The organism is Candidatus Binatus sp. (assembly GCF_036567905.1).
Classification (GTDB): Bacteria; Desulfobacterota; Binatia; order Binatales; family Binataceae; genus Binatus.
On the sequence record NZ_DATCTO010000042.1, the window covers coordinates 64196 to 90000 of the forward strand.

General features: G+C 61.8%; 19 protein-coding genes (1 of these 19 cut by a window edge). 4 read left to right on the top strand and 15 right to left on the bottom strand.

The window, feature by feature from the left end; genetic code table 11:
- Nucleotides 1-71 precede the first annotated feature (71 nt).
- The 10 genes from hpnJ to ggt all read right to left on the bottom strand — a co-directional run bounded on the left by hpnJ (nucleotide 72) and on the right by ggt (nucleotide 14468).
- A complete protein-coding gene (gene hpnJ / locus VIO10_RS06680) occupies nucleotides 72-1511 on the bottom strand; it encodes a hopanoid biosynthesis associated radical SAM protein HpnJ (RefSeq protein WP_331961232.1) in 1440 nt (479 codons plus the stop codon).
- A 184-nt stretch (nucleotides 1512-1695) separates the two neighbouring features.
- Nucleotides 1696-2454: a class I SAM-dependent methyltransferase gene (locus tag VIO10_RS06685; protein ID WP_331961235.1), complete on the bottom strand. Its 759-nt coding sequence runs from the start codon at nucleotides 2452-2454 to the stop codon at nucleotides 1696-1698.
- Nucleotides 2455-2486: 32 nt separating this feature from the next.
- Entirely contained in the window at nucleotides 2487-2975 is a 489-nt protein-coding gene (locus VIO10_RS06690; RefSeq protein WP_331961238.1) for a nitroreductase family deazaflavin-dependent oxidoreductase, read from the bottom strand.
- 44 nt (nucleotides 2976-3019) lie between these two features.
- Nucleotides 3020-4639 (bottom strand): carboxylesterase/lipase family protein, encoded by a 1620-nt coding sequence (locus VIO10_RS06695; RefSeq protein WP_331961241.1) that lies wholly within the window; start codon nucleotides 4637-4639, stop codon nucleotides 3020-3022.
- Nucleotides 4640-5216: 577 nt separating this feature from the next.
- A complete protein-coding gene (locus tag VIO10_RS06700) occupies nucleotides 5217-6362 on the bottom strand; it encodes a radical SAM/SPASM domain-containing protein (RefSeq protein ID WP_331961244.1) in 1146 nt (381 codons plus the stop codon).
- Nucleotides 6363-6488: 126 nt separating this feature from the next.
- Nucleotides 6489-7172, bottom strand: a complete 684-nt coding sequence (gene pdxH, locus VIO10_RS06705; RefSeq protein WP_331961295.1) for a pyridoxamine 5'-phosphate oxidase — start codon at nucleotides 7170-7172, stop codon at nucleotides 6489-6491.
- Between the two features lie 121 nt (nucleotides 7173-7293).
- Complete coding sequence (locus VIO10_RS06710) at nucleotides 7294-9816, bottom strand: protease pro-enzyme activation domain-containing protein (protein WP_331961247.1); 2523 nt, start codon at nucleotides 9814-9816, stop codon at nucleotides 7294-7296.
- A gap of 159 nt (nucleotides 9817-9975) precedes the next feature.
- The gene (locus VIO10_RS06715; protein ID WP_331961250.1) at nucleotides 9976-10980 is read right to left on the bottom strand and encodes a lysylphosphatidylglycerol synthase transmembrane domain-containing protein; all 1005 of its coding nucleotides are present in this window, start codon (nucleotides 10978-10980) and stop codon (nucleotides 9976-9978) included.
- Nucleotides 10958-12703, bottom strand: a complete 1746-nt coding sequence (locus VIO10_RS06720; protein WP_331961253.1) for a glycosyltransferase family 39 protein — start codon at nucleotides 12701-12703, stop codon at nucleotides 10958-10960. Before VIO10_RS06720 ends, VIO10_RS06715 begins: the two co-directional genes overlap by 23 nt.
- 31 nt (nucleotides 12704-12734) lie before the next feature.
- Entirely contained in the window at nucleotides 12735-14468 is a 1734-nt protein-coding gene (ggt, locus tag VIO10_RS06725; RefSeq protein ID WP_331961256.1) for a gamma-glutamyltransferase, read from the bottom strand.
- Between the two features lie 94 nt (nucleotides 14469-14562).
- On the opposite strand from ggt, the gene VIO10_RS06730 reads away from it, so the two are divergent.
- Nucleotides 14563-15381: an enoyl-CoA hydratase-related protein gene (locus VIO10_RS06730; protein WP_331961259.1), complete on the top strand. Its 819-nt coding sequence runs from the start codon at nucleotides 14563-14565 to the stop codon at nucleotides 15379-15381.
- 61 nt (nucleotides 15382-15442) lie between these two features.
- On the opposite strand, the gene VIO10_RS06735 is transcribed toward VIO10_RS06730, so the two are convergent.
- Entirely contained in the window at nucleotides 15443-15931 is a 489-nt protein-coding gene (locus VIO10_RS06735) for a universal stress protein (protein ID WP_331961261.1), read from the bottom strand.
- Between the two features lie 121 nt (nucleotides 15932-16052).
- Between VIO10_RS06735 and VIO10_RS06740 the strand changes: the two genes are divergently transcribed.
- Genes VIO10_RS06740 through VIO10_RS06750 form a run of 3 tightly spaced genes read left to right on the top strand, consistent with a single transcriptional unit; the run spans nucleotide 16053 to nucleotide 20426 of the window.
- The gene (locus tag VIO10_RS06740) at nucleotides 16053-16430 is read left to right on the top strand and encodes an Hsp20/alpha crystallin family protein (RefSeq protein ID WP_331961263.1); all 378 of its coding nucleotides are present in this window, start codon (nucleotides 16053-16055) and stop codon (nucleotides 16428-16430) included.
- 27 nt (nucleotides 16431-16457) lie between these two features.
- The gene (locus VIO10_RS06745; RefSeq protein WP_331961266.1) at nucleotides 16458-18977 is read left to right on the top strand and encodes an ATP-binding protein; all 2520 of its coding nucleotides are present in this window, start codon (nucleotides 16458-16460) and stop codon (nucleotides 18975-18977) included.
- Between the two features lie 45 nt (nucleotides 18978-19022).
- Nucleotides 19023-20426 (top strand): nicotinate phosphoribosyltransferase, encoded by a 1404-nt coding sequence (locus VIO10_RS06750; RefSeq protein ID WP_331961268.1) that lies wholly within the window; start codon nucleotides 19023-19025, stop codon nucleotides 20424-20426.
- A 9-nt stretch (nucleotides 20427-20435) separates the two neighbouring features.
- Here the strand turns inward: VIO10_RS06750 and VIO10_RS06755 are convergent, their stop codons facing one another.
- The 4 genes in view from VIO10_RS06755 to VIO10_RS06770 are tightly spaced (at most 34 nt apart) and all read right to left on the bottom strand, a layout consistent with a single transcriptional unit that may run on beyond the window.
- Nucleotides 20436-22661, bottom strand: a complete 2226-nt coding sequence (locus VIO10_RS06755) for a hypothetical protein (protein ID WP_331961271.1) — start codon at nucleotides 22659-22661, stop codon at nucleotides 20436-20438.
- Nucleotides 22658-24214 carry a hypothetical protein gene (locus VIO10_RS06760; RefSeq protein WP_331961274.1) on the bottom strand — a complete coding sequence of 519 codons (1557 nt, stop codon included), beginning with the start codon at nucleotides 24212-24214 and terminating at the stop codon, nucleotides 22658-22660. The genes VIO10_RS06755 and VIO10_RS06760 overlap by 4 nt, the downstream gene beginning before the upstream one ends.
- A 34-nt stretch (nucleotides 24215-24248) precedes the next feature.
- Nucleotides 24249-25595, bottom strand: a complete 1347-nt coding sequence (locus tag VIO10_RS06765) for a hypothetical protein (RefSeq protein WP_331961277.1) — start codon at nucleotides 25593-25595, stop codon at nucleotides 24249-24251.
- A 19-nt stretch (nucleotides 25596-25614) separates the two neighbouring features.
- Nucleotides 25615-25805, bottom strand: the end of a protein-coding gene (locus tag VIO10_RS06770; protein ID WP_331961280.1) for a 3-deoxy-7-phosphoheptulonate synthase. The gene runs 874 nt beyond the window's last position; the window shows 191 of its 1065 coding nt (coding positions 875-1065); the start codon falls outside the window, past its right edge; its stop codon occupies nucleotides 25615-25617.

A 25805-nucleotide genomic window follows, 5' to 3' on the forward strand; every position in this document is an offset into this window, starting at 1 on the left:
CGACAGATGGCGCCACAGACATCTTGCTGCGGACCCTGCGCTGGCCCCTTACTCGCGCCTGGAATTCGCCGTCAGGCCACCGCTTGCTGCGCCGTCTGATGCCGCCGCTGGCGCATCGTGGAAAGAAACTGCCGCCCCTCGTTCAGCATCCGCCTGGTCTCTTCCATCGACGTCATCATCTTCTTGACCGATTTGAAGATGTACTTCGGGCGGAAGTAGAAGCTGCGGTAAAAGCGCTCGACCGCGCCGTAAATCTCGTCGTTGGTCAGGCCCGGATAGGTGATCGTGCACTTCTGATAGCCGGATTCATCGAGCAGCGGATCGACCGCCAGGAATCCGTTCTTGGTCACGTAGTCGAACAGCTCGGTGCCCGGGTACGGCGACGCGAGCGACACCTGGATCGTCTCGCAGTCCATCTCGCGCGCGAACCGGATCGATTCCTCGATCGTATCCTTGTTCTCGCCGGGGAGTCCCAGGATAAAAGTCCCGTGAATCAGGATCCCCAGTTCGTGACAATCCTTGGTGAAGCGCCGCGCGCGATCGATTCCGACGCCCTTCTTGATATTCTTCAAAATCTGCGCGTTGCCCGACTCGTAGCCGACCACGAACAACCTGAGCCCGCCGTCCTTCATGATCTTCAGCGTTTCATAGTCGACGTTGGCGCGTGAATTGGTGGACCACGTGATTCCCAGCGGCTTCAGCAGCTGCGCGATTTTGCGCGCGCGGGCCGGGTCGGCGGTGAAGGTGTCGTCGTCGAAGAACAGTTCCTTCATCTTCGGGAACTTCGACCTCATCGCCGCCACTTCCTCGTACACATTCTCCGGGCTCCGCACGCGATAGCGATGCCCCTGCGTGACCTGCGGCCACAGGCAGAACGTGCATCGCGCCGGGCATCCGCGCCCGGTGTACAGCGACACGTACGGATATTGGCAGTACGGGCTGTTGTACTTCAGGTAGTCGAGGTTCTTTTCATATACCTCGGTGACGAACGGCAACTTGTCGAGTTCTTCGTCGGTGAGCGCCGGACGATCGGGATTGTGATGCAGCCCGCCGTTTTTCTGATAGCTGATTCCGGCGATCGTGCTCCAGTCGCGGCCCTGCGCCACTTCCAGCATCGAGTAGTCGAATTCCTTGCGCGCCGCGATATCGATCGCCGGCGACAGTTTCAGCGTTTCGTCGGGCCGCGCCGTCGGATGCCCGCCGACCATCGCGATGATCGCATCCGGATTCGCCGCCTTGATTGCTTCCGCGGTGCGCGCATCCATCCTCAGCGACGGCGTCGAGGTGTGAATCACGACCAGGTCGTAGTTCTTTGCCTCGTTGACCGTCATCTCGACTGTGTAGTTATGCGGCGGCGCGTCGAGCAGGCGTGCGCCCGGGATCATCCCCGCCGGATAAGCGAGCCACGTCGGGTACCAGAATGACCAGACCTCGCGCGTCGCCTGGTAGCGCGAGCCCGCTCCCCCGTCGAAGTCGTCGTACGAGGGCGGATTCAGGAAAAGCGTCTTCATCACATCCATATTTTAAGCATACCCCAAAGGCCTGTCCGATTGGTTAGTCAGCGACTATACAAAGCACGACTACCTAAGGCAACAATGCGCGAAATTTAAATCGCTTCCCGGCCATCTCTATTCTTTTGACCCAAAAAACCGCGCATTTTCGCGGCTTTTCCCCCGATCACGGCCCGGCTGGCCGCTACTTCCGCGCGACGATGATCATCCGCCGCGTACCTATCGCATACGCCTCGCCGTCGAATCCCCCGAACACCGCGGTCACGCGCAGCCCCACGCGTTCCAGGACGCGGGTCATCTCGGTCAGCGTGTAGAGCCGGATGATATGCCCGATCGACTCGCGGCGGCCTCCCTTCGGGTCCACGACGATGAAATGCACGTGCATGCGGCTGGTCGCGAGATCCAGGTCGCGCCGCTCGACGTACAAAGTTCCGTCCGCGCCGGTATGCCAGTCGTTCTGGATATAGTTATCGATCGCCCACTCACGGTTCAGCATGTCGAGCAGGATCCGTCCGCCGGCTTTCAGCGCTTTGGCGGCCGATTCCAGGACTTTCAAATCCTCGGCTTCGGACTCGAGGTAGCCGAACGAGGAGTACATATTTACGATCGCGTCAAAGTTGTTTTCGAACGGGATCTTGCGCATGTCGGCGGCCACCGTCTCGATTGTGACCTTGCTCGTCCTGGCCGCCTGGTTGGCGAGTTCCAGGTACTCGGGATTCAGATCGAGAGCGGTTACCCGCAAGCCACGTTTCGCCAACTGGATCGAATGCCGCCCCTGGCCACAGCAGAGATCGAGCACCGATGCGCCCGGCTTGAGCTCGAGCGCGCCGGCGACGAAGGCGCTTTCTTTTTCAGCGCGCTCTTCGGTGAACGTGTGGCCATAGACGCTCAGGTAGTCGGCGCGAAAAAAGTCCACGTACCAGGCAGAGCCTTGCGATGCCATCGCGTCCCTCTAAGACTGTTGGGGTTCTCGCTTCAGGTGCGCACAACGACCATCGGGCGTGAGGCGACCCAGCGGCGCAGGAAAGCCACAAGCAACGGACGCATCGCAGGATTCAGGGCGACTGCGTGAACCAGTTCGAAGGGAGCAAAGGGCACGAATGGGTGCTCGCCGACAATTCGGGTTTTCCGGTCGAGAGCCTCGATCATCTTTGCGTGCCCGGCGACCACCACGCCATTGCAGGTGACTTTGACCTTGGGGTTCTTGCGCAGGTTGCGGATCCAATCGGACTGCCAGCCGTAAGTGGAGATCAGGTAAACATCATTGTCGCTGCGGACGCACGGAAGGAGCGTCTCACGCGGCAAGCCGGTTCGCCGCCCGGTTGTCGTCAGCAGAACCCATCCCGGTGCGTGCGAAAAGTAATCCCTTTGCGCATTGATCAGTGCCGCCTGAACCGGGCGTATCCCGCGAGGGATGAAGTGCAGCTTTGCTGCGAAAGGCTCAACTCGTTTCGTAGGGAGCATCGCCAGAAAGGCTACGGTCGCGCAATTCGTGCGTCAAGCACGTATCACGCGCCCTGAATTATCTTTCGCACCTCGGAATTCGGATCATTGACGACCTGGCTTTCAAGATCGAACACCATCGTGGACCGCTTGGCGGCATCGTAGGGCGGCCAATGCGGAATTGCGGGACAATCGGGCTTGCCGGTGCGGGCAAACGCGACCCACGCTCCCCCTATCTGCTGCTGCATCCGCGCGGCTCCGGGGTCCGGACCGGCAAACGCGCGCACCCGGCGGTAGGAATCGAGCATGAACGGAATCTCCATTGTGTGCGGGGTCTTGAATAGCCCGCCTGCTACCGGAGTTTCCCAAGTCAGATACCACATGTATGCCGGCGCGCCAGCTTGCGCCGCCTTGCGCTCGGCCAGTGTGATCGATCCGCCCATCGCGAACATCGAGCTCATTGCAGCAGTGAACAGGTAGGTCGGCGAGTAGTCGGGTCTGATCTTGCGCCATGCCTCGACCAGCGGCTTGCCCATGGGGCCGAGCATCGCGATGCGCTGTTGGAGGTCGGCTTCGGTCATCTTTCCAAACCACGGCTCGCCCGCAGTGAAGATGGTGACCTCGTCCTTCACGTAGCCGACCAGCACCGGTACATCGCGCGACACCGCAGGCGCATCGGGCGTGAACGGATCGCGGGTGATCGCGACACCATCGATGATCGGGATGTAGCCAATACCACCGGGCCGGCGCATGCCGGGTACGCGCGGCCCGGCGTTGTTCTTCGCGTCCGCCGCGAAGGCGGCGGCGATGATCGTCTGGGCGGGCATTGCCTGGAGCGACTTGATGTCGCCGGGCTGGATGCCGAGTTCCCCGAGGAGCGCTTTGGCGGCTGCGGTGGCGGGCTCTCTGCGACCGACTATCAGGCCAGGACCCGACTGAATCGACGCCTTGTGGAATAGTCCCTTCGCCGAGTCCATCGACATCAGAATCGAGACTTTCGCACCACCGCCCGACTGGCCCATGATGGTTACGTTGCCGGGGTCGCCGCCGAAATTCGCGATGTTGTCTCTCACCCACTGCAAGGCGAGCACCAAGTCCTGCATGCCGACCGTGCCGGACGATTTGTAGGCATCGCCCATCAGGTCGCCCAGGTGGAGATAGCCGAAAACGTTGAGGCGATGATTCACGTTGACGGCAACGACGCCGTGATCGCGGGCGAGGTCTTCCATGCAGTAAACCGGCTGACCACCCGAGCCGTAGGCGAAGATGCCGCCGTGAATCCAGAACATCACGGGCCGCCTCTGGTGGTCGGTCGCAGGCGTCCACAGGTTGAGGAACAGGCAGTCTTCGTTCTGAATTTTCAGCTCAGACGGAGTTGTGAACACCCGGGCCATCAACATGCCGTAATCGCCGGCCGGAGCCGCGGTCGCGCCCGACGCCATCTGCATCGCGGGCGCTCCGTAGTCGGAGCAGTCCAGCACCACCTTCGAGGGGGCCGGCCTTTGCGGCGCCGTCCAGCGTAAAGGACCCACCGGCGGGGCGCCGTAGCGGATACCCTTGAAGGTGTGCACGCCATCGTTGATCAGGCCCCGCACCGGACCACTGGTCGTGTCGATGATACTGGTGATTTGCGGCAGCTCGATGCTGTCAGCGTGATGAAGCGCGGTGCTTTGCGCTGTCGGCATAGATTTGTTCTCCTGCGCGAGGCCCACTCTCGTTGCCGCAGTCGCGGCCGCAGCGACCATGAGTCCCAGAAAGTCGCGCCGGCGCATCTTCGGCGATTTTGTCCGCTCTGGTTTCATCCGAATTTGAGCTTTATGCGAGCATAGCTCAAAAGCGCTTGCGCGGAGAATCGAGGAATCGCACCGCGTATTGGCGGTCGAGCGCGATTACAATGCGTTGTTGAAAGCGATCAAAAGTGGGCGAATCAAAGTCGCCGGATGATGGTCAAGCCGACCGTTGGGGCCGGTGATGAACAGCGCCGTGGCCTACAACGTGGACGTGGAACTCTAAGCTACGTGCTACCAGGCGGGATATTGCTTAGCAGGCGGTTGAAAAAGTAATTTTCAACGCCTGCTCCCTCTCTCTTGTCTCCCCCAAAGGGGTTTTTTCACTGGTCTCCCCCCTTTGGGGGAGATGTTGTAGGTAAGAAGACAGTTTTTACGCAGGGTGTTGAATGGTGCGAGACCCGACCTGCCCTTTGATACGAGTTTTTCAACACCCTGTTAGGGCTCGATTCGAACCGGCAACCGGGTCGATCGGTCACTGCGGGGGCTGCGGACGAGTAAACAAGCCGACGTAGCGCGCCACGATCAGGTACTTCTTGAACAAGCGGTTGGTCTGTTCTTCGTGCGGGCTGATCGTGCTGCGGTCTTCGGGATCAAAGAAGCAGGTGGGATCCTCGGCCATGTAGTCGCCGTTGTGGTAGTACGCCATCGCACGGCATCCGCCGCATGTGTACTGATACCGGCAGTCGCCGCACTTGCCTTTGAGCTTGCCACGATCGAGCACGTCGGCAAACAGTTGGCTGGAAGCGACCAGCTCGTCCAGCGGCTTTTCGCGCACGTTGCCGGCCTTGAGCTGATCGAGCAAAACCGGACAGACCGAAACATCGCCTTCCGCGTTGAGCGCCAGCCAGGTCCCGACCCAGCATCCGATCGGCGGATTCTGCGGTACCGCGCCATTGGCGGCTCCTCCGGAGACCTGGGCGTGCAACTCCGGCGAGAGGAAGAATGGGGTATAGCTCACGTAGCCATTGACGTGACTGCGCAACTCGGGATGGAAGTGAGCTTCGAGATCGTTGCGATCGAACGCGAGCTTGGTGAACAGATCGCAGCCCGATCCGCGCGCCACGTAAGGCGAGCGGTTGTATGAAATCCGCCGATCGGTCAGATACTTGACGGTCTTGGCGAAGGTCTCGGTATTGTCCTTGGAGATCGTAACGATGACGTGGCGATCAATCTTGAGCTCCTCGCACAGGGCGAGCACCTCCAAGGTACGATCAGGTTTGGCGTCACGGGTCCACTCGTTGCGCTCGTCAATCGAGTTCAGCCCGACCGATATTGTTACCTTGCCGTTGGTTGCTTCCTTGATTTCCTGCAGTTTGGTCCGATCGATTACCTCGCCATTGCTGCAAACCTTGCACTGATACCCTAGCTCCACCGTAAGCCGGAGAAGCTCCAGGGCATCCTTGCGCAACAAGAACTCGCCACCGCTCCATCCGACAGCTATAACGCCGAGGCGCTTGGCTGGTAGCAATACCAGTTCGCGAATCTCATCGAAGCTGAGCTCGCTTCGACGTTTGTCTCGAACCTTGTGCGCATCGTTGCTGCCGGTCATGCATAAAGGGCATTGCAGATTGCATAAACGAGTAGCTTCGAAGTACAGCGCCGGAAAATTATAACCCATGATCTCGCGAAGTTAGCAGCAATTATCGTTCCGTACAACGCGGGTCTTCCCGCGTGCATCCCTCGGCTGAAATTATTCCGAAACTGGGTCCTTTCGATGCAGGGCTGTTTCCGTTGGAAGCAGCCCTCAGGGTTGGAGCAGTGTCTTGCGCCATTGTCCGCCGCGGCGCAGAAACAATTCGCGCCGATGCAAGCGGAAGGGAGCTTGCACCCAGAATTCGATCCGATTCGGTACTACGCGCAGTCCGAGCCAGTAATTCGGCCGCACTGGCTCTTTGCCCCTCAATTCCCGTCGGAACTTGGCGACACGCGCGACCAACTCTTCGCGGCTTTTCAGCCGATCGCTCTGGTGCGAGACGCTGCCCGAAATCCTGCTGTCTATCGGCCGGGTTGCCCAATACTCATCCGCTTCATGTGCCGTCATGCGCTCGACCGAGCCATCGATCCTGACCTGCCGTCCTTTCCGCGGCCAATAAAAAGCGAGCGCGGCGCGGGGATTTTGCGCAATTTGCCGGCCCTTGGGACTGCGTATATCTGTGTAGAAGGAAAACCCTCGCCCATCCGCCTGCTTGAGCAGGACGTAACGCACGCTGGGCATACCGTCACTGCCGCAAGTAGCCAGCGCCATCGCCTCCGGAAGCTTGGTGTCGGCGGTCACTTCCTCACGAAACCATCGAGTAAATCTCGCGATCGGATCGTCTGCCTTCATATTTTCTCTGTTGGAAGCATTCTTGATGCCATAGCCCGACCGGCTACAATCAGTTTGATGATTCGTGCGACGGATTGGTCGCCAACTCGCCGCTGCTTGGATATAAAGCGGCGGGCCATTTGACCCGCTGCTTCGTTGCGCGCGTAGTTAAATCCGGCCCTTCTGTCTACTTCTATTACTTCGGCGCTTTGCCGGTCCCGGACAGCTGGATCGTCTGCGGTACTCACGTCTCGTCGTCGTTGATGATCAACTTTACGCTTTGCGCCCTGGTATCGGTCGGACTGAAGGTCACCGATACCTTGCAGCTCTTTCCCGGCTCCAACAACGGGGGGCATTCGCTGGTGGCTGCGAACGGCGCGGCGGCCGACTCACTGGTGATCGATACCGCAATCGCGGATTTCTTGGAGCTGCCGTTCTTGATCGTCACCTTCTTGGGTTTGCTGACCGAATTGACCCTGGTCGATTTGCCGAAGTTCACGAACTTGGGTGAAATCTTCAGCTTGGCGTCGACAGGTGTCGGCGTCGCAGTCGGTGTGGGAGTCGCCGTCGCCGTCGCCGTCGCGGTCGGCGTTGCGGTAGCTGTCGCAGTCGCAGTTGGAGTACCGCCTGTGGCCGTCGCCGTCGGTGTCGGCGTCGCAGTCGGTGTGGGAGTCGCCGTCGGGCTCGCGCCTAATGCCTTCACAAGGTTATACGCATTCACCGTCCCGATTCCGGTGGCAAAGTCCCATCCGGTTGTAGCTCCGCTTGTGGCTGCATATGCGGGCTGATACGCCGAGTTGGAAGTGGAAAGTACGCCATACGTGCCCGATGGCTTGTAACAATTGTGCTTGCCCGTGCAGGGCACGTCCATGTCGCCTTGGGTCACGTCGTAGAAAATGCACGAGCTGGCGACACCGTTGCCGAGTGTCGAGTCGCAGGTCGAGCTGCCACTTGCGCCATACTCGGCTTTGGCCAGCGAGTAGTAGGTGGAATTCGGAAGACCCTGGCTGCTGCCGCTATATTGATTCGCGAGCGCTTGAATCGCGGCCATTATCGGCGACGAGACCGACGTCCCGCCGAATCCCGCCCACGTAACAGGAGCACCCGAACAGGAGGCTGCGCCGTTGCTCTTTTGGCTCGGATCGGACCAACAGACCACGTAGTAATGGCCCCAGAAGCCGTTGGCGGCGAACAGCGACACGTCGGGAATATCCCGCACGCCGTCGCTCGGGTTGCCGAACAAACCGGATTGCCATGTCGGTTTCGCGTATCCCTTGCAGCTGCCGCTGACGACACCCCGGGTGGACACCGTTCCAGCAGCGCAGCCGCTCGGGCCGCCGCTGCCCGCGGTGGTATTCAGGTAGCCCTCCCCAACGCTCACATCGTTGCAAAAGCCGTTTTTCCCGTAGGTCACTTCGGAGAGGCCGTAGACGAAAGTGGCGATCAACTCGCTGGCGCATGAGTTGTTCCAGGGAATTTCCGGAATGTAAGAGAGTGTCGAGCCAAAAGTCGTCCCGTTCGTGCCGCTCCAGTAAGTGCTGTTCGTGCCCGCGTACGTGTCGCCGAAATCGGTGCCGCCCACCGACACGTTATACGGCGTCGAGGTGTATCCGCTGACTGTTATGCCATGGGTCGCATCGGTCGCGCCGTAGTCGGTGCTGGCCGCGCCCTCGTCGCCCGATGACACGAACACCGACACTTTTTCGGTAGCCGCCTGCTGATACAGGCCGTAGATGTACGAGTTCTCCCCCGCGCCGAGCTCCGATTCGGACCCGCCATAGCTGATGCTCACGGTCGCGGGGAGCGGGCCCCCGTTGCTCAGAATGTTTTGCAGGGCGATGAAACCTCCGAAGTTGGTGCTGTCCGTGCACGAGGCCAGTTCGATCGTAGCGCTGGGAGCCGCGGCGCTCGCCCATTCCACGTCGATGGCTGCCTCGCCGTCGTCGCCGTTGGGATTGACGCCCGGGTCGGTACAGCTGGGGCCGCCGCTGCCGGGTGCCGGATGGACCTGCTTGAGAGAGCCGTCGGGGTAAGCGCTTTTAAGACCGAAAGTGGTGCGGAAGTTGTCCCAGTCGGTGGTGCTGTAAACGTCGCTGTCTTCGACGACTACGATCGTCTGGCCCTGGCCCGAATAACCCTCTGCAAACAGCGGACTCAAGTTGTAGATGGTGGCCAAGTCAGCGGGCGCCACCAACTGATTACCGCTGCCGGTCGTGTAGTCCGCGCGCGACTGGTTCATCGGACGCGGCATGAAGTTGTTCAGCGACACGACTCCGACTACGGCTGGCGCCGGCGCGGCCGGAATCCGCGGGTCGCTCATGTTGGCGATGTGCTTCTCACCGTTCGCCTCGAGATTGTGAATCTCAGTATGGAAGGCCTCGCGCACCTGGCCGGCCGTCCCGGAAAACTCGATCACCACCCGGCTGGGATAGACCAGATTGACGGTGAAGCCGTGCGATTTGAGCCATCCCGTGATCTTCGCGAGGTCTTGGTCGGCCAGGCCGTAGCGTTCTCCGAACTGCTGCGCCGTGAGCCAGTGATGGAAATTCGGCGAGTGCGGATCGGTCAACTGATCGATGTAACGATCGAGGGCCTGTTCGCGTTCGGGCGAGCGCCGCAACTGGAGCCACAGGTGCTCCATCGGAAAGCTGTCAGCGACCGGGCCGCGATCGTTGGCCGCCGTCGCTTCCGGACGCGTATTGCCCGCCAGCGTGACCAGGTTGGTCTCGTTTATCGTCTCGGTGATCAGAGCGCGGGGTTGCGACACCGCCCCCACAATCTGCTGGTAACCTGGGATCGCCGCGAGGAAAATCGCGCAACACAAGAGGGTTTTCTTCCCGCGAGATGGTCGGGCGCCCTTGGTTGCAGAAGTAAAAGCCATCTCAGCATATAATACGCTTGGCGTTGCAGAAACGGTACGCGGCGACTAAGTGGCTCCCGCTCCTGCCTCGCCGCCGGCAACTGGCGCGGGCGTCGTCACGAATGCGATCGCGCCCGTCAGACCGCCCACCATCGTCGCCGCAAACCACAGCAGCCCTAGCGCGATCGCGTCCTCTTTTCGCATTCCGGCCATCCCGAACAGCACCAGGTAGGCTGATTCGCGAATCCCCAACCCATTCAGCGTCAGCGGCAGACTTGCAAACACGTTCGCAATCGGAACGCAAAGGATAAACAGCGAGAGCGGCACTGCCAGGCCAAGTCCTATCGCCAGAATGTACTGGCACACGGCCAGCCCGATTTGCAGCACAATCGACAGTGCGATCGCCGGAATCAGCGCCGCGGGATTATGCAGGTACGGCGCGACCAGGCCGCCCGCGCGGCGGATAGATCGTGGCATCAGATGAATCAGGCGCGCGACCAGCGGCGATGCGAGAAATCCCGCCATCGCGATCGCACCGACCGCGACCGTCGGCGTGATGACCGAGCGCGGGAGCGGCGCGAAGTTCAGGAACATCGCCGCGATCGCCGCCAGCCAGAACAGGCTGATCAAGCCCACGGCGCGATCCGCAACTATCGACGCGATCGCCTCGCCCATCCTGCCATGGCGCCGTCCGAGATAGACGGATCGCGCCGCATCGCCGCCGAGCAATCCCGGCACGAACAGATTCGTGAACATGCCGACGAATATGTAGGCGAGGAACTCGCGGTAGCGGCCATGAACTTTCAGCAGAGCGGCCAGCAGCCGCCATCGATACGCACACATCGCCTGACCTGCGAGGTACAGTGCGATGGCTGCGGCAAAGCAGCCCGGACGCTCGCGGCCGAGGATTCGAAAAATCGGCCGCGCGTCGTAATGCGCCAACAAGACGGCAACCACCGCCACGCCCAACCCGGCCCGTATCGCAAACGCGCGATACGGATGCGCTGGCCGGGCGGCAGATGCAACCGCGGGCGCCGATGCGGCCTGCTCAGTTGAAGGTGATTGGTTCACAGCGGGAGATTCTTTCACCTCGGATAATTGCGCGCTTCTTTCCTTCGATTGCGATCACGTCGAAGTCGCCAAGGCGCTCCTTCATTCGCGCGAGATCGCCGGCGTCGAGCACGATCACGACCCGGCCCGGCTGCTCCCATCGCCGAAACATCCGCTCGTCACTATTGAGGAACCACTCGCGCGCGTCCGGGTCCAGGCGCGAGCCGAAATCGAGTTCGGTGCGCCCGCCGACCAGGACGACGCGGCGGCGATTGTAGAACGGCAGCGACTGAACGTAGCGATGGTAACAGATGATGGCCGCGTCAGGCGCCTTCTCGGCGATCGTGCGGCTGAGTCGGGCGTACGAACGCATCGGCTCGGCCTCCAGCCGGGCCCATCCGCCCGCAATCAACGCAAGCGCGAGCGTGACGACGATCGCCGCGAGTCCCGCGGGATTGCGGCGCGCAACGAACATCGCCATCGTGACCGCGCCGCCGGCCACCAGGATCGCGCCGATCGCGTACATCGCCGGCCGCGCCGCCATCACGTACGGCGTGCGAAATTGCGCCGCCGCGATCGCCGCGACGATCACGCCGGCGCCCAACAGCGCAAGCATCGGGCCGCTCTCGATGAGTATCCGGGAATCCGGCGGCGCAATTGCGGCGCGCGAGTCTGCGGGCGGCCATGCGCATGACACGAGTCCGTCGGCGATCAACACCGCCAGCGGAGGGACGGCCGGCAGGATGTACGGGATAAGCTTCGCAGTCGCGCACGAGAAGGCGACCACGGTGACGCCCGCCGCGACCATGCAGAAGCTTCGCGCCGGGTTACGCGGGGCCGCGCGCAAGGTGAGGAACGGTACGAGCAACGACCACGGCAGCAGTCCGACCGCGAGCACCGGAAGGTAGAAGTAGAACGCTTCGCTGTGGCTGTAGTTGGAATCGAACACGCGCCTGAGATGCTCGCCGATGAAGTAGAAATCGAAAAAGCCCGGCTCGCGGATGGTCATCGCGACAAACCACGGCGCCGCGATCAAAAGCGTGAGCAAAAGACCCGGTATCGCGCGGAATTTCGCGATCGCGCCGCTCAGTTCGCGATTGAACGCGAGCCAAAGCAGCATCGAGAGAATTGGGATCGCCGCACCCACGGGCCCCTTGGTCATGACGGCCAGACCCATCGCGACGTACGCGATCCAGCACCATCGGCCGCCTTCATCCCAGTGGAGATAAAGCGAAAAGGTCGCGATCGTCACCAGCGCCGTGAGCATCATGTCGGTCGTGAGCACCTGCGCCATCAACGCGTACAGCGGAATCGTGGCGAGGATGGCGGCGGCAAGAATCGCGTGGCGGCGCCCGAACGCGCGAAGCGCGAAGAGGTAAGTCGCGAGTATTCCGGCGATTGCGGACAGTGCGACGGGAAGCCGCGCGGCAAATTCCGACACTCCGAAGATCCAGAAAGAGAGCGTAGTCAGCCAGTAGAGCAGCGGCGGCTTTTCGACATAGGCAACATAGTTGAGATGCGGCACGAGCAGATTGCCGCTTTGCAGCATCTCGCGCGCAATCTCCGCGTAGCGCGCCTCGTCGGGCTCCCAGACACCGAATGAACCGAGATGAAACAGGCAGACCGCAAGCGAGAGCGCGACGATTGCACCGACGTCGTACGCGATTGGCGTTGCAGGCCATCGCGGCGCCGACGGTGGGGCGAACGGCGGCGAAGAGTTATCGTTGCGAGCGATCCCGGACACGAGGATTGAGTCTAACGTGCCGGGACGGCGGCTAATAGCCGAGCGCGCCGCCGCCCTTGCGCGGATCGAACGCGCCACGGAAATTTCCCGGTGCGATAGCGATCGCACCGACCGCTCCGAGCGCGGGCACGAGCTTGAGTTTGTAGCCCATCTGCTCGAGCGCGCTGCGGGTCGCTGCGGGCATCGCTTCTTCAACGAGCACGACATCGGGCGCGGCCTGCTCGTGAATTCGCGGCTCCGCGACGGCGCTGGCGGGGTCAAGATGGAACGCAAGGATGTTGAGCGTGACCTGCAATACGCCGCTGACGATGGTTGGACCGCCGGACCCGCCGGTGGTCATGACGGGCAGGCCGTTCCTGGTGACGATTATTGGCGTCATCGACGAGAGCGGGCGCTTGCCGGGCCTGACCTCATTGGCGCGCTCGCCTTCGAGGCGATACGCGTTGGGCACGCCGGGCGCGACGGCGAAATCGTCCATCTCATCGTTGAGGATGATGCCGAGCGCCGGCACGCTCAGCTTGGCGCCGAACACGGTATTGATGGTGGTGGTCAGCGCAACGACGTTGCCGTCCTTGTCCGCGACCAGCAGATTCGACGTGCCATGATCGTGCGCAGGCGCCGGCGGCGGCGGCGGTGACTTTCTGTGCAGAGCACGCTCGCGCAATTCCTGAATGTGGGCGTCGGTCAGCAGCCGCTCGATCCGGATGCTTGCGAAAGATGGATCGGCGTATTGCTCCCGATCGACAAAACCCTGACGCAGCACTTCGATCAGACGCGCCAAGTATGGTGGCGAGTCGGTGCCCAGCCCGGGGAGATGCCCTGATTCGAGCGCCCCGAGCATTTCGAGGACCACGCCGCCCGACGACGGCGGCGGCATCGCATAGATTTCATAGCCCTCGTAGCGGCGGTGAATGGGGTCGCGCCAGACGGGACGATAGTTGGCAAGGTCGGCGTCGCCGATCAGCCCACCGTGCGCCTTCATGAACGCGGCGAGCGCGGATGCGACTTCGCCGTGATAGAAATTCGCGACCGGATCGTCGCCGAGGTGTCTTAGCGTCGCGGCGAGATTCTTTTCGACGATCATGTCGCCGGCCTGGGGCGCGGAGCCGTCGGGTTTGAGGAAAACCTGGCTCAGTCCGGGATCGTTTTTGAGCTTCGGGGCGAGCCGTGCGATTTCGCCCGCCAGATGCGGGCTCGCGGCGAAACCGCCGTCGGCGAGTTTCTCCGCGGGCGCCGCGATTTGCTGAAACTTCATGGTGCCGAAGCGCCTGAGCGCGGCGTCGATGCCCGCGACCTCACCCGGCACGCCGACCGCCAGGACGCCGTCGCGCGCCAATTCCTCGTCGGGCTTGCCGTTGCGAAGGTACATGTCGGCACGGGCTTGAAGCGGCGCGGTTTCGCGAAAATCGAGCGCGTAGAAAGCGTGGGTCTTCGCGAGGTAGATCAGCATGAAGCCGCCGCCGCCAATTCCGCACGCGGCAGGATTGGTGACGCCCACTGCCAACGCGGTAGCCACGGCAGAATCGACGGCGTTGCCGCCGTGTTTGAGTATCTCGACGCCGGCGCGCGCGGCGTCCTCGCTTTCCGACACGACCATTCCATGGATGCCGGCCGCGGAGGTATCGCGAGCCGCGGCGGTGGCATCGGAGGGCGCCGCAACGAACATCGCGATCGCGAGTGCGACCGAGACAGCCGTCGCGCGCGAACAATCGGCCCAAAGTTGAATCCGGCGTGGCATCGGCATCACGGCTTTACTAACAGCCATCGCCGACGGATGAAAGGACGGTCGAATGGAATCGCGGACCGTTAGATTTCACGATGCGGAAGTGCTTTGATCGCAACCTAACCGGAGGGAAAAGATGGACTTCGCCGAAATCATCTACGACAAGAAGGATCGCGTGGCCACGGTTACGATGAACCGGCCCGCGAAGATGAACGCGTGGACGCCAAAGATGGGCGCGGAGATGCGCACCGCGATGCTGGATGCCGAGCGCGATCCGTCGGTCGGTGCGATAATCGTCACCGGTGCGGGACGCGCGTACTGCGCCGGCGCCGACATGAGCGCGCTGTCCGAGGTCGCTGCGGGAACTGCGTCGGCGCGCGGGGCCGTGGTGCAGGATGAATGGCTCAGCGCGCAGCGCGCCGATTACCGGACGTCGTACTCGTGGCCGCTGGCGCTCAACACTCCGGTGATTGGCGCGATCAATGGCGCGTGCGTGGGCCTGGGCTTCACCACCTGTCTGTACCAGGACGTCAGGATCGCGTCGGACAACGCGCGGATGGGATTGATCTTCACGCAGCGCGGGCTTGCGATCGAGCACGGCAGTAGTTGGATGTTGCCGCGGATCGTCGGCCTGGCGCGGGCGATGGAACTGGCGGTTACGGGCAGGCTGGTGGATGCGAACGAGGCGCTCGAGATGGGGTTGGTCAGTCGCGTCGTGCCGCAGGACAAGCTGATGGCGACGGCGCGCGAGATCGCGTCGGGGATCGCGAGCAAATGCTCGCCGCTCGGAGTCGCGCAGGCGAAGAAGATGATCTACCAGCATCTGTTCACCGATCTCGCCACGGCCGTGCGCGACGACGACGCCTCGATGGAGATGATGACGCGTTCGGAAGACTTCAAAGAGGGCGTGAAGGCGTTTTTGGAGAAGCGCGCGCCGAAGTTCACCGGCAAATAGCGGCGAGATCGCGGCAACCTAATCCCCTTCCCTCGCGGGAGGGGGAACCAACGCGGGGTGGCTACTTGTCGAGCGGGTGCTTGAACTTGCGATCGGGATGACGAATCGTAAGCACCGGGCAGGGCGACTTCTGGACCACGCGTTCGGCCACGCTGCCCATCAGCACGTGCGCCAATCCGGTGCGTCCGTGGGTGCCGAGCACGATCAAATCGGCGTTCTCGCTCTGGGCCGCGCGCAGAATTTCCATGAACGGAGAACCAACTTTGAGCTGGACCTTGACCTTGAGTCCACCCTCGCGCAGCTTGCCGGCAATCTTGTCGAGCTCCTTCTGCGCGAGCATCCGCTGCTCTTCGGCAATCCGGCCCATCGCGCCAACGTCCATCGCCGGGCCCAGTTCCGGCGTCATCATTACCGGCGCAAGCGGCTGATCGACATGCACCAGCACGATCTCGGCCGAGAACTTGACAGCGATCTCCTGGGCGAAGGTAAGCGCCAAGGTCGAGTCTTCGGAGAAATCGGTTGCGGCGACAATTTTTGAAAAGGTTGGCACAAGGCAACCATAACGCCGTGACGGCAATCGTGGCAAGGGATGGATGCGGCTGCGTGCGGACTCGACCGGCGCGGTAGCGCTGCATTACAATTTACCCAAAATCGTGGGAAACTGAGACTCTATGGCTACCAGCCGCGGATTTGGGATTGCGGACTTCGAGCGCGCCTTCAACGAGTTCTTCGACGAAATGTTGATCGACCGATGGAAATGCGCAGCGCCCGCCCTTGAATTCGAACGCGCGCAGGTCATCGACCGTGGCGATCGTTACGAGGTGCGAGTCGCGGCGGTCGGCGTCGATCCGGCAAAGATCCAGGCCGAAGTCTCGGGCCAGCGGCTGGCGGTTCGCGTGCCGGACAAACTGGGCGGGACGCTCGAGAGTTCATTTTCGTTCTCCGACTCGATCGACGGCGAAGCCTCGACCGCGAAGTGGTCCGAAGGCACGCTGGTTATCACTCTGCCGAAAAAGAAAGGCCGGCGAATCGCGCTCAAGGATTCGTGATCGCGCACCGCGAATGCCGCTACCAATATGACTGACAAGGGCGACCTCATCGCTACCGACGCCAGCGCCGCGCTGATTCACGTACCGCCGCCCGCGGAGCTCGACGCTTCCGAACTCAAGGGGCAGGTGCCGCTCGACGCAGTTTCACTGGAGCGCGCCGCGTCCAGCGATGGCGACCTCGAGCTGTTTGGCCAGAGCCGCGCGCTGGATGCGATACGGCTTGCGATCGGAATCGACGCGGCCGGCTACAACGTTTTCGTAAGCGGATTGCGCTCGCGGCATGAGCGCGAATCGGTCCTGCGCCTGCTCAGCGAAAGGGCCGCGACGATGCCGACGCCCGGCGATTGGGTGTACGTAAACAATTTTCGAAATCCCGAATCTCCGGTCGCCATCTACCTGCGGCCGGGCCAGGGGGTTGAGCTGCGCGCGCGGATGACGGAGTTGATCGGCTTCGTGCTCGAGCAGTTGCCGAAAGCGTTCCGGCGCGAGGACTTCGATCAGGAGCGCGCGGCGCTGCGCGACAAATACAACAAGCGCGCGCAGGGACTGTTCGGAAATCTGGAGACGCGCGCGCGCGAGCGCGGCTTTGCGATCCAGAGCACACCGACTGGACAGGTGATATTCATCCCGCTGATCGACGGCAAGATGCCCGAGTCGCCCGAGGCGCTCGGCAAAGCGATGGCGGCAAAGACTGACGCCGAGCGTGAGCAACTGGCGAAGGTGCAGGGCGAGCTGCAGGACGAACTGGGCACGTTGATGCTCAGGCAGCAGGAAATGATGCGCGAGCTGATCGACGACATCCGCGCAATCGAGCGCGCCTTCGCGGCGCGGCTGATCACGCCGTCGATTGAAGAGTTAAAGCATCACTTTAATAGTCCCGCGGTCGAAGCCTACCTCAATGAAGTCGCCGAGCACATGCTCGGCAATCTCGATCGCTTCCGCGAAGCGCCGGCTGAGCAGGGCCCAAGGCCGGCTGCGGCAATCGAAGACGGCGCGCGATGGTTCGACTACCAGATCAACGTGATGGTCGATAACTCGGCCACGCGCGGAGCGCCGGTGGTGCTCGAGGATGCGCCCACGTATCGCAACCTGTTCGGGACGATCGAGCGGTGGATCGATCCGCTGGGGCGCTCGGGGACCAACTTCACGCGGATCATAGGCGGATCTTTTCTGAAATCGCACGGCGGTTTCCTGGTCTTCGATCTCGAGGATGCGGCGGTCGAGCCCGGCGTCTGGAAAACGCTCAAGCGCAGCCTCAAGTCGGGGCGCATGACGCTGGAGACTTTCGAACCGCTGCCGTTTTTCTCGATGAGCGGACTGAAGCCCGAACCGATCGAGATTCACAACAAGGTCGTGGTGCTGGGCGGAGCGTATCTTTACAACCTGCTTTACTTCTACGAGCCGGACTTCGCGGACCTGTTCAAGGTCAAGGCCGAGATGCGGCCCTCGGTGGCGGCCGACGGCGCAGCGGCGGCGCATTATGCGGCGCGCGTGGGGGCGCTGGCGCGCAGGGAGAATCTGCCGCCGTTCGAGGCGGGCGCGCTGGCCAAGATCGTGGAATTCGGGATGCGGATGGCGGGGGACAGATCGCGAGTGCTCGCGATGCTGGAACCGATAGACGATCTCGCGCGCGAGTCGGCGTACTTCGCACGCAATGAACTGGCTCAGCGGGTTACCGGCGCACACGTTGAGCGGGCGCTCGGCGAGCGGATGCTGCGGCTCAATTTCATCGAGGAGGAAATCCGCAGGCTGATCGGGGAAGGCACGCTCATCGTTCATATTCGCGCCGCGAGCGTCGGACAGATCAATGGGCTGGCCGTACTGGACGTCGGCGGCTACAGTTTCGGGCGGCCGGCGCGGGTAACCGCGACCGTGGCGCTTGGGCAGGCGGGCGTGATCAACATCGAGCGCGAGGCGCGGATGTCGGGATCGACGCACGACAAGGGAATCATGATCCTGAGCGGATTTATCCGCGCGCGGTTCGGACAGCGGCATCCGATCGCGATGACGGCGAGCATCTGCTTCGAGCAATCGTACTCGGGAATCGACGGCGATAGCGCCAGTTCGACCGAGCTGTACGCGCTGCTGTCGGCGCTGTCGGGAGTGCCGCTTCGGCAGGACCTGGCGGTGACGGGGTCGGTCGATCAATACGGCACCGTGCAGGCCATTGGCGGCGTCAACGAGAAGGTCGAGGGCTTCTATCGCGTGTGCAAGGCGATCGGTCTGACGGGCACCCAGGGCGTGCTGGTGCCGCGCACCAACGTCTCGAACCTGATGCTCGATCCGGAGACCACCGGCGCGATCGAGCGGGGTGAATTCCACATCTATCCGATCAATACGATCGATCGCGGAATCGAGACTTTGACCGGGGTGCGCGCGGGAACGATCGACGAGCCCGGAACGATCAACCATCTCGTCGATCAGCAGCTCAAGCGCATGGCTGACATCCTGCGCGAACGCCCGCTGGGCGAAACTCGCGTGGTGCAGGAGCCGGCGCCGAACCCACCCGCACCCAAACCGCCGGCGCCGCCCGAGCCTCCGCGCTAGCAGCGGCGGATCATCGTCCTGGCGGTTCAGAAGGAGGCATCGCGGATGACGATAGATCTCCGACTCGACCCGGCAGAGGTCGCGCTGCTCACCGATCTCTACGAGCTTACAGTCAGCGCGGCGTTCTTCGAGCACGGATTCAACGACACCGCGTCGTTCGAAGTCGCGATGCGCCGGATGCCGCCGGGCCGCGGATTCATGGTAGCAGCCGGTATCGAACGGCTGGCCGAGGCGCTCGAGGCATATCGTTTCGACGCCGCCGCGATCGAGCATCTCGAGTCGCTGCAACTTTTCAAGCCGGAGTTTCTTGAATTTCTTTCGAGGCTCCGCTTCACCGGTTCGATCCGGGCGCTTCCCGAAGGCACGATTTATTTTGCCGGCGAACCGATCGTGGAGATCCGCGCGCCGCTGATCGAAGGCCAGCTGATCGAGACGCTGGCGCTCAACCAACTCGGATTCGCTTCGATCGTCGCGACCAAGGCCGCGCGATGCTTTGTCGTCGCGGGCGGCAGGCGGTTGGTGGACTTTGGTCCGCGGCGCGCGCAGGGCGCGGATGCGGCTCTTATCGCGGCGCGCGCGAGCTACCTGGCGGGCTTTCACGGCACCGCCAACGTGCTCGCGGGCAAGCGCTACGGAATTCCCGTTTTCGGCACGATGAGCCACAGCTTCGTGATGGCGCACGATCACGAGCGCGACGCGTTCAGCGATTTTGTCTCGAGCTTCCCGACCCTCAGCACGCTGCTCGTTGACACCTACGACACGCTGCACGGCGTCGAGAATGCGGCCGCGGTCGGCGCGAAATTTCGCGAGGCGGGCGTGAAAATCCAGGGTGTGCGGTTGGACAGCGGCGACCTCCACGAACTCAGCCGCAAGACCCGGCGGATTCTCGATCAGGCCGGCTTCCGCGACATCGCGATCGTCGCGGGCGGCAGCCTCGACGAATACCGAATCGCCGAACTCGCCGACGCCGGTGCGCCGATCGATGCGTTCGGGGTCGGCGCCGCGCTCGCGGTCAGCGACGACGCGTCGGCCGCTGACTTCACCTACAAGCTCGTCGATTACAAGGATCGCGCCCGGCTCGAGACCTCGGCCGGAAGAATTTCAGCGCCGGGCCGCAAGCAGTTGTTCCGCGCTTATGCGCCGAGCGGATCCTTCTTTGCGGACTTGATCGGAATTGTGGACGAGGGCGCGACTACCGTGGCACGCGAGTTTAAGCCGATCCCGGCAAAAACGGTTCAGCTGATGGAGACGGTGTTCGACAATGGCCGCCGGATCATGCCCCGTCCGACGCTGGCCCAGGCGCGCGAGCGCCTGATGAACGGGCTGACTGCCCTCGATGCCCGCTACAAGGCGCTCCGCCGGCCGGCGGAGTTTCCGGTGCGACAGACTGCGGCGCTCGGCGCGCTGGTGATCAGCGAAAAGCTGCGCGCGGATAAACGCCAGGATTAAATCGCAGCCCTACTGCGGATTCGACGGTCCCAAGCCTGACAACACGCCGGCAACAAACGGCGTCGTCCGCTCGGGCGGCGGCGAATCCCGCAGGCTGCGCGCGGCGGCGGCCAGATGGACGGAGTCGAAAATCACCATCAACGGCTTGATGACATCGAGGCGGGGACGGGAATCGGACGTCCATCGCGTCGGCGCGGGATATTCGATCTCGGATGCGATTGCACGGTAGCGTTCTATCAGTGGTCTCAGGCCCTCGTACGAGCCAACGGTGATGATGCCAACTTGGCCGCCGGGCGCGGATGCAATTTGCCAGTCGGTATAGGCGTGGGGCGCAGCATCGACCAGCCAGTCGCGCGGAATGAGATCGAGCCGTTTGAGTTCAAGTGGGGAAAGCTTCGAGAGATCGTGTCCGTCGGCAAGATACTTTCCTGCTCCTTCGAGGATCTCATCGAATCGCAGCGCGTCGGCGCGCGCTTCGACCTGCGCGGCCGGAAGTTTGGCGTATGCGGCGAACGAATCGCGCGGGATATTATAAATCCACACGCCTTTTTCGTTGAGCGGCGCGAGTCCGAGCGACGCGAGGGTCCGCTTGAAGCTCTCGAAATTTGCTTCCTTCGGATCCGCGATTACCGCCTGCACGCCGAAGCGAGCGATGTAGGCCTTCAACTGATCGGCAGCCTCGGGCAGATCGATTCCGCCGTAAAAATATTTGGCCACCGGCATTCGAGCGAACTCGAACGGCGAGATTCCGGTCCATCCGCCGGCCATCCGGAAGTACATGCCGCTTTTCAATTGCCAGTACATGCTGTTGCCCTTCTGCGCCCATGGCAGCGGCAAAATGATCTCGCGCGGTGACAATTCCTTCGCGTAGCTTCCATCGGTGAAGAACGAAGGAATTTCGAGCCTGCTTACCCAGAACGATGCGTGCGGATTCGGCGCGATTGATGCCAGGATCACGGCGGCCGCCACGCATTTCGTAAGCCTGCGCGCGGCCGACGTGGCGAACCACATCGCAATCATCACGGCCACGAACAGGAACGCGTACATCATGAACCGAACCGGCAGGATATTCTCGATGAGGGGAAGGCCTTCGAAGATTCGCCAGGGCATCGGAAACCCCTGCACTCCAGCAATGTGCAGCGTCGGGCCGATAGCGGCGATGATGGCTGCAAGAAACAAAATGGTGAGAAACTTGCCGGCCGGAGTTGGCCAGAAGTGGCGCCGGAATATCTCGACGAACACGATCAGCACGACGCCAAGATAATCGCCGTTCTCCATGATGTCGCCTGCGAAGCGGCGCGAAATCGCGGTTGCAAAAGCGGCCGAGCCCCACCAGATGGTGTGTCGCGGCACGAGGAATCCAATCAGGTCCGCGCAAAAATTGCTCGGCGGCCAGATCGGCCCACTCGGTTGCCCGAAGGCGAGCAAGTAATAAAAGTAAGGCGAGAGTAGGGCTGTAGAAATCAAGTATCCGACGACGATCGGAATGATTAGGCGCCGCAGCCGGATGCGGGCGTCGCTATCGAAAAGCACAAGCGCAAGCACCAGTGAGAATCCGCCGACCAGCGTGATGGTCGCGAACAGCTCAACCGAACACAAAAATTGAGCGACCAGCAGCGCGGCCAGCATCACGGCAAAACGTGCCGCCGAGATCTCGTCGTCGAGCCGCTTGAGCGCGATCAGCGCAATCAGTGGCGCCGGGAAAACTGCGATACAAACAAGGTGGCCGAGTACCTGGCCAAGCAGGTAGGGAGAAAATCCGAAGACGTAACCGCCCAGGACCGACGGCCAGAACGCGCCCGTCACGCGCCGGCATAGCAGAAACGCAGAAAATGCCGCGAGCGGCAGCATTAGCATCGCGATGATGTTGTAGGTTGCGGGTTCGCCCACCGTGAGTTGCAGAGGGATTGAGATCAACGAGGGCAGCGGCACGCAGGTCGTCCACGCCAGGTTGATTCCGAGCGGCGCCCAGACGAAATCAGTGATGAACGGGTTGAGCCAGTGCGCGAGCGAGAACCGCCACCAGTTGAAGAACCACATTGTTTGCGGTGGATCGGCCTCGCGCCCGATCATGTAGTTTCCAAAATGACCCGGCAGGCCACGCGCGAAATAGATCAGCGAGAGCGCCAGGTACAGGCCGAAGATCGCTGCTCCGCGCCATCGGTACGGATCGGCGTCCGTCCCCGCCGCGCAATGGCTTTGCCCGGTGAGATGATTTCGTGCCGACGCGGTCATCTTGCAGCAGGCGAGTTTGGCGAACTCGGGCGCTGATAGACGTCGAAAAACTTTCCCCTCATGCGCGGCTCGAAGCTCTTCAGCGCTGTTTCGAACTCGGGCGCGGCGGGTATCCCGCGACAGGCCTCGATCCCAATATTGGCGGGCACGACGACCATCTCAGCCTGTGACATTTGGCCCACCTTGCGCTGTATGTCGGCCGGAACCATCCATCCAGGGTCCAGATACAAGCTGACCGGCTTTTCAAAACCGGGAACGAGAAGTTCAATCGCGCCCTTGGTGTCCAGAATCACTGCGCGCCGCGAATGCACAGTATCGAGGACTCTTTGCCATTCGGCGCGCTCATCCGCAGCCGCCCACAGCCCTGCCGTCACCGCATCGCGATCGCGCGTATGCCACCATCGCTGTTCCCAGAAAGCAACGTCCGTCCACGCCATTATTCCCATGACGCACAGACCGAGCGTTACGCGCCGCTGGATTGCGCTCGCTCCGGCCGCTGCCGCGACGCCGATAGTGAGAAAGTACGCATAATAAATCCACGACCAATGATTGCCGAAGAACAGTGCGATGAATGCGACGTGCAGCACGGCGCAGGTCGCGATTATCTCGTTGCGGCGCGCCTCGAACCCGGGGTCGTCGTCGCCTGTCGCCAGATAAAATATCGCCGCCACGCCTGAGCAGATCAGAAAGAGCGTGCCCGTTATCCAAAACCCCGAAAAGTCAAGAAGGTAGAAGATCCAGGGGAGGCCGTGCGGATCCCAGAACTGGCGCCCCGACCCGCTGAAGAAGCCATAGTGCAGTGCGCGATAGGCTGCCGCCCCTTCCAGCGGCAAGACGGTATGGATCAAGGCGGCCGGGCCATAGGAGGCCGCCAGAGTCGCCGCGATCACGATCGAGGTCACGGCAGCCGGAGCAATCACGCGGGTTGCCCGTGTCACTACGCGCTCGCCGCGCAGGTTTCTGCACGCGAGCGCGATCAGCAGGACAGAATACAAATATCCCATGCTAGGTTTCGCAAAAACTGCCGCGCTCGCGAGGACCAGCGCCCGGCTGCGCTTCCCCGCCGATTGCTCCGCGATGGCGCAGGATAGCAGCGCCGCCTCGACCGCGTGCGCGAGCGACGGATAGCTCGCCCGCGCCGCAAACCCGAGCGTAATTGCCGTCAGCAAAAGGCTGCTCGCGCTGAATCGAAGAGTGGCGGCGATTCTTGCAATTGCCGACGCGATCACAAGATCGCATGCGACCATCAGTGCCTGGTATGCGATCGGCGTTCGGCCGATGAGTGTGAACCAGATTCTTCCGATCAGGATCGGCAACAGGCCGTAGTGATAGCCGAAATCGATGGTTGGCCTTAAGCCGTGCGATACCAAGTACTGGAGTGTTAAATTGGCGCCGTTATCGCAGAAGGCGTAGCTGTCGAACGCCATAATTTCGGGGAGCCTCAAGAAATCGATCGCCAGGATCTCGATCGCGAACAGAATGAAGATCAGGAGCGGGCGGGCCGTAAGCCATTCGGCCGCCGAAGGCTCGCGACTCGAATCTTTCGCAGTCATGCCCCGCGCCGCTTCAATCTTCCGCCCGCGCCGATCACTGGTATTTTGGCGGCGCAATCAATCCCGCCATGAATTGAGGATAGGACCAGTCGAAGACGCGCTCCGGGTGGTTATCGACATCAACCACTGCGTTCCACCACTGGGTACGGAAGGACAGTGCGCCTCGCGCATTGATTGCCACGCTTAGCGAGATCAGAATGGCGCCAACCGTCAACTCCCAGGGCTTGACCGGGATTCGCTTACCAGCGGAATTCGCCGCAATTCCCTGCATCGCAAGAAGTGCCAGCCACGGTACGGTGTCGATCAGCAGACGTGGACCATAGGAGTAGCCACCCCACCACTTGCCGAAGCCGGCGACGCTAATCGCCTGCAATGCGATTGTCCCGAGAGCCAGAACAGCCAGTCGGCGCATTGGAAGTCCATTCCAGTAACGCGCAACACGATAGAGGATAAAGACGATCATCGGGACGAATACGAGAAGTCCCCGCGAAGGACTGATCAGTGTTCCGCCAAGCGCTGTCACGAAATGCTCAAATTGAAGCCGCGTACCGGAGTAGTAGCCGGGAAGCAACTGGCCAAAAGTAAGCTCTGAGTATCCGATGAATGCCGCGAACCACAGCATGCCGCAAATGACATATGTCAACAGATGCTCTCGATGTGCTGCTACTACGTAAACTGTGACACACAGGCAAGGAATTGCGGCAGTGGGCCGTACGAAACACATCCACGAAAGGAACGTGGCAATGATGATCGGGCGGAACTTGGATGCGCCACGTTCGCACTTGACTAACTGAAAAATCAGCAACCCTTCTAGAAGGACAAGCCATGTCTGCGACCACATTCCGCGCGATGCTGTACTCCAAATCGGAGTGCCTAGAGCAAAGGCGCCAGCGATGAAAGCACTCCATCCGCGGGGCAGCATGTATAGTCCTGTCGCGAAGATCACAACCGTCAGAAGGGCCATCAGAAATGCCGCGAGCGTCTTTTGAATCCGTAAGTCGCCCTGCTCGTCGTAGGTATTGTCTGGCCGGAACGTGTGCCATCCAGCTCGATTCGCTACGGCGACAAATGGGACTGATAGTACTGAACTGCCGTTCGGGAAAAGGTACACTACATGGCCATTTATTCTGCCGATCTGATAAGTCTCGCCATCGACTGCGTTTAGCTTATCCGGAGGAGCGCCATTTTTAGGAGTCTCGACCGGGCCCGGAAAAACATACCGATCAAGGAAGGTGCTGTGGTAACGTATCAGGTTTTCGCTTAACAGCATCGAGTATTGTGAGTCGCCGGATTGAAGAACCGGGGAGAGCCAGAAGACGAGGAAGGCAATCGCTAGAATCAGTCCTCCTTCGATTGCCGCAGTTGTTTTCGCGCCCATCATTCGCGCTGTGTGTTCGCCTTTAGTGGCGGGTCAGCGCGCCGGCGGCGCCGAGCGCGGTGGAGGCGTCGAGGAGGCATTGCTCGGTCGTCGGCCAATCGATGCACGGGTCGGTGACTGACACGCCGTATTTGAGCTTGGTGCGATCGGAGCTGAGCGGCTGGTTGCCCGCTTCGATATTGCTCTCGAGCATCGCGCCCATGATCGCGCGGC

Excerpts from the sequence above, each read along its gene's own strand:
- hpnJ (WP_331961232.1), bottom strand. The coding sequence starts at position 1,511 with ATGAAGACGCTTTTCCTGAATCCGCCCTCGTACGACGACTTCGACGGG.
- VIO10_RS06685 (WP_331961235.1), bottom strand. The coding sequence starts at position 2,454 with ATGGCATCGCAAGGCTCTGCCTGGTACGTGGACTTTTTTCGCGCCGAC.
- VIO10_RS06690 (WP_331961238.1), bottom strand. The coding sequence starts at position 2,975 with ATGCTCCCTACGAAACGAGTTGAGCCTTTCGCAGCAAAGCTGCACTTC.
- VIO10_RS06695 (WP_331961241.1), bottom strand. The coding sequence starts at position 4,639 with ATGCCGACAGCGCAAAGCACCGCGCTTCATCACGCTGACAGCATCGAG.
- VIO10_RS06700 (WP_331961244.1), bottom strand. The coding sequence starts at position 6,362 with ATGGGTTATAATTTTCCGGCGCTGTACTTCGAAGCTACTCGTTTATGC.
- ggt (WP_331961256.1), bottom strand. The coding sequence starts at position 14,468 with ATGGCTGTTAGTAAAGCCGTGATGCCGATGCCACGCCGGATTCAACTT.
- VIO10_RS06730 (WP_331961259.1), top strand. The coding sequence starts at position 14,563 with ATGGACTTCGCCGAAATCATCTACGACAAGAAGGATCGCGTGGCCACG.
- VIO10_RS06740 (WP_331961263.1), top strand. The coding sequence starts at position 16,053 with ATGGCTACCAGCCGCGGATTTGGGATTGCGGACTTCGAGCGCGCCTTC.
- VIO10_RS06745 (WP_331961266.1), top strand. The coding sequence starts at position 16,458 with ATGACTGACAAGGGCGACCTCATCGCTACCGACGCCAGCGCCGCGCTG.
- VIO10_RS06750 (WP_331961268.1), top strand. The coding sequence starts at position 19,023 with ATGACGATAGATCTCCGACTCGACCCGGCAGAGGTCGCGCTGCTCACC.
- VIO10_RS06755 (WP_331961271.1), bottom strand. The coding sequence starts at position 22,661 with ATGACCGCGTCGGCACGAAATCATCTCACCGGGCAAAGCCATTGCGCG.
- VIO10_RS06760 (WP_331961274.1), bottom strand. The coding sequence starts at position 24,214 with ATGACTGCGAAAGATTCGAGTCGCGAGCCTTCGGCGGCCGAATGGCTT.
- VIO10_RS06765 (WP_331961277.1), bottom strand. The coding sequence starts at position 25,595 with ATGATGGGCGCGAAAACAACTGCGGCAATCGAAGGAGGACTGATTCTA.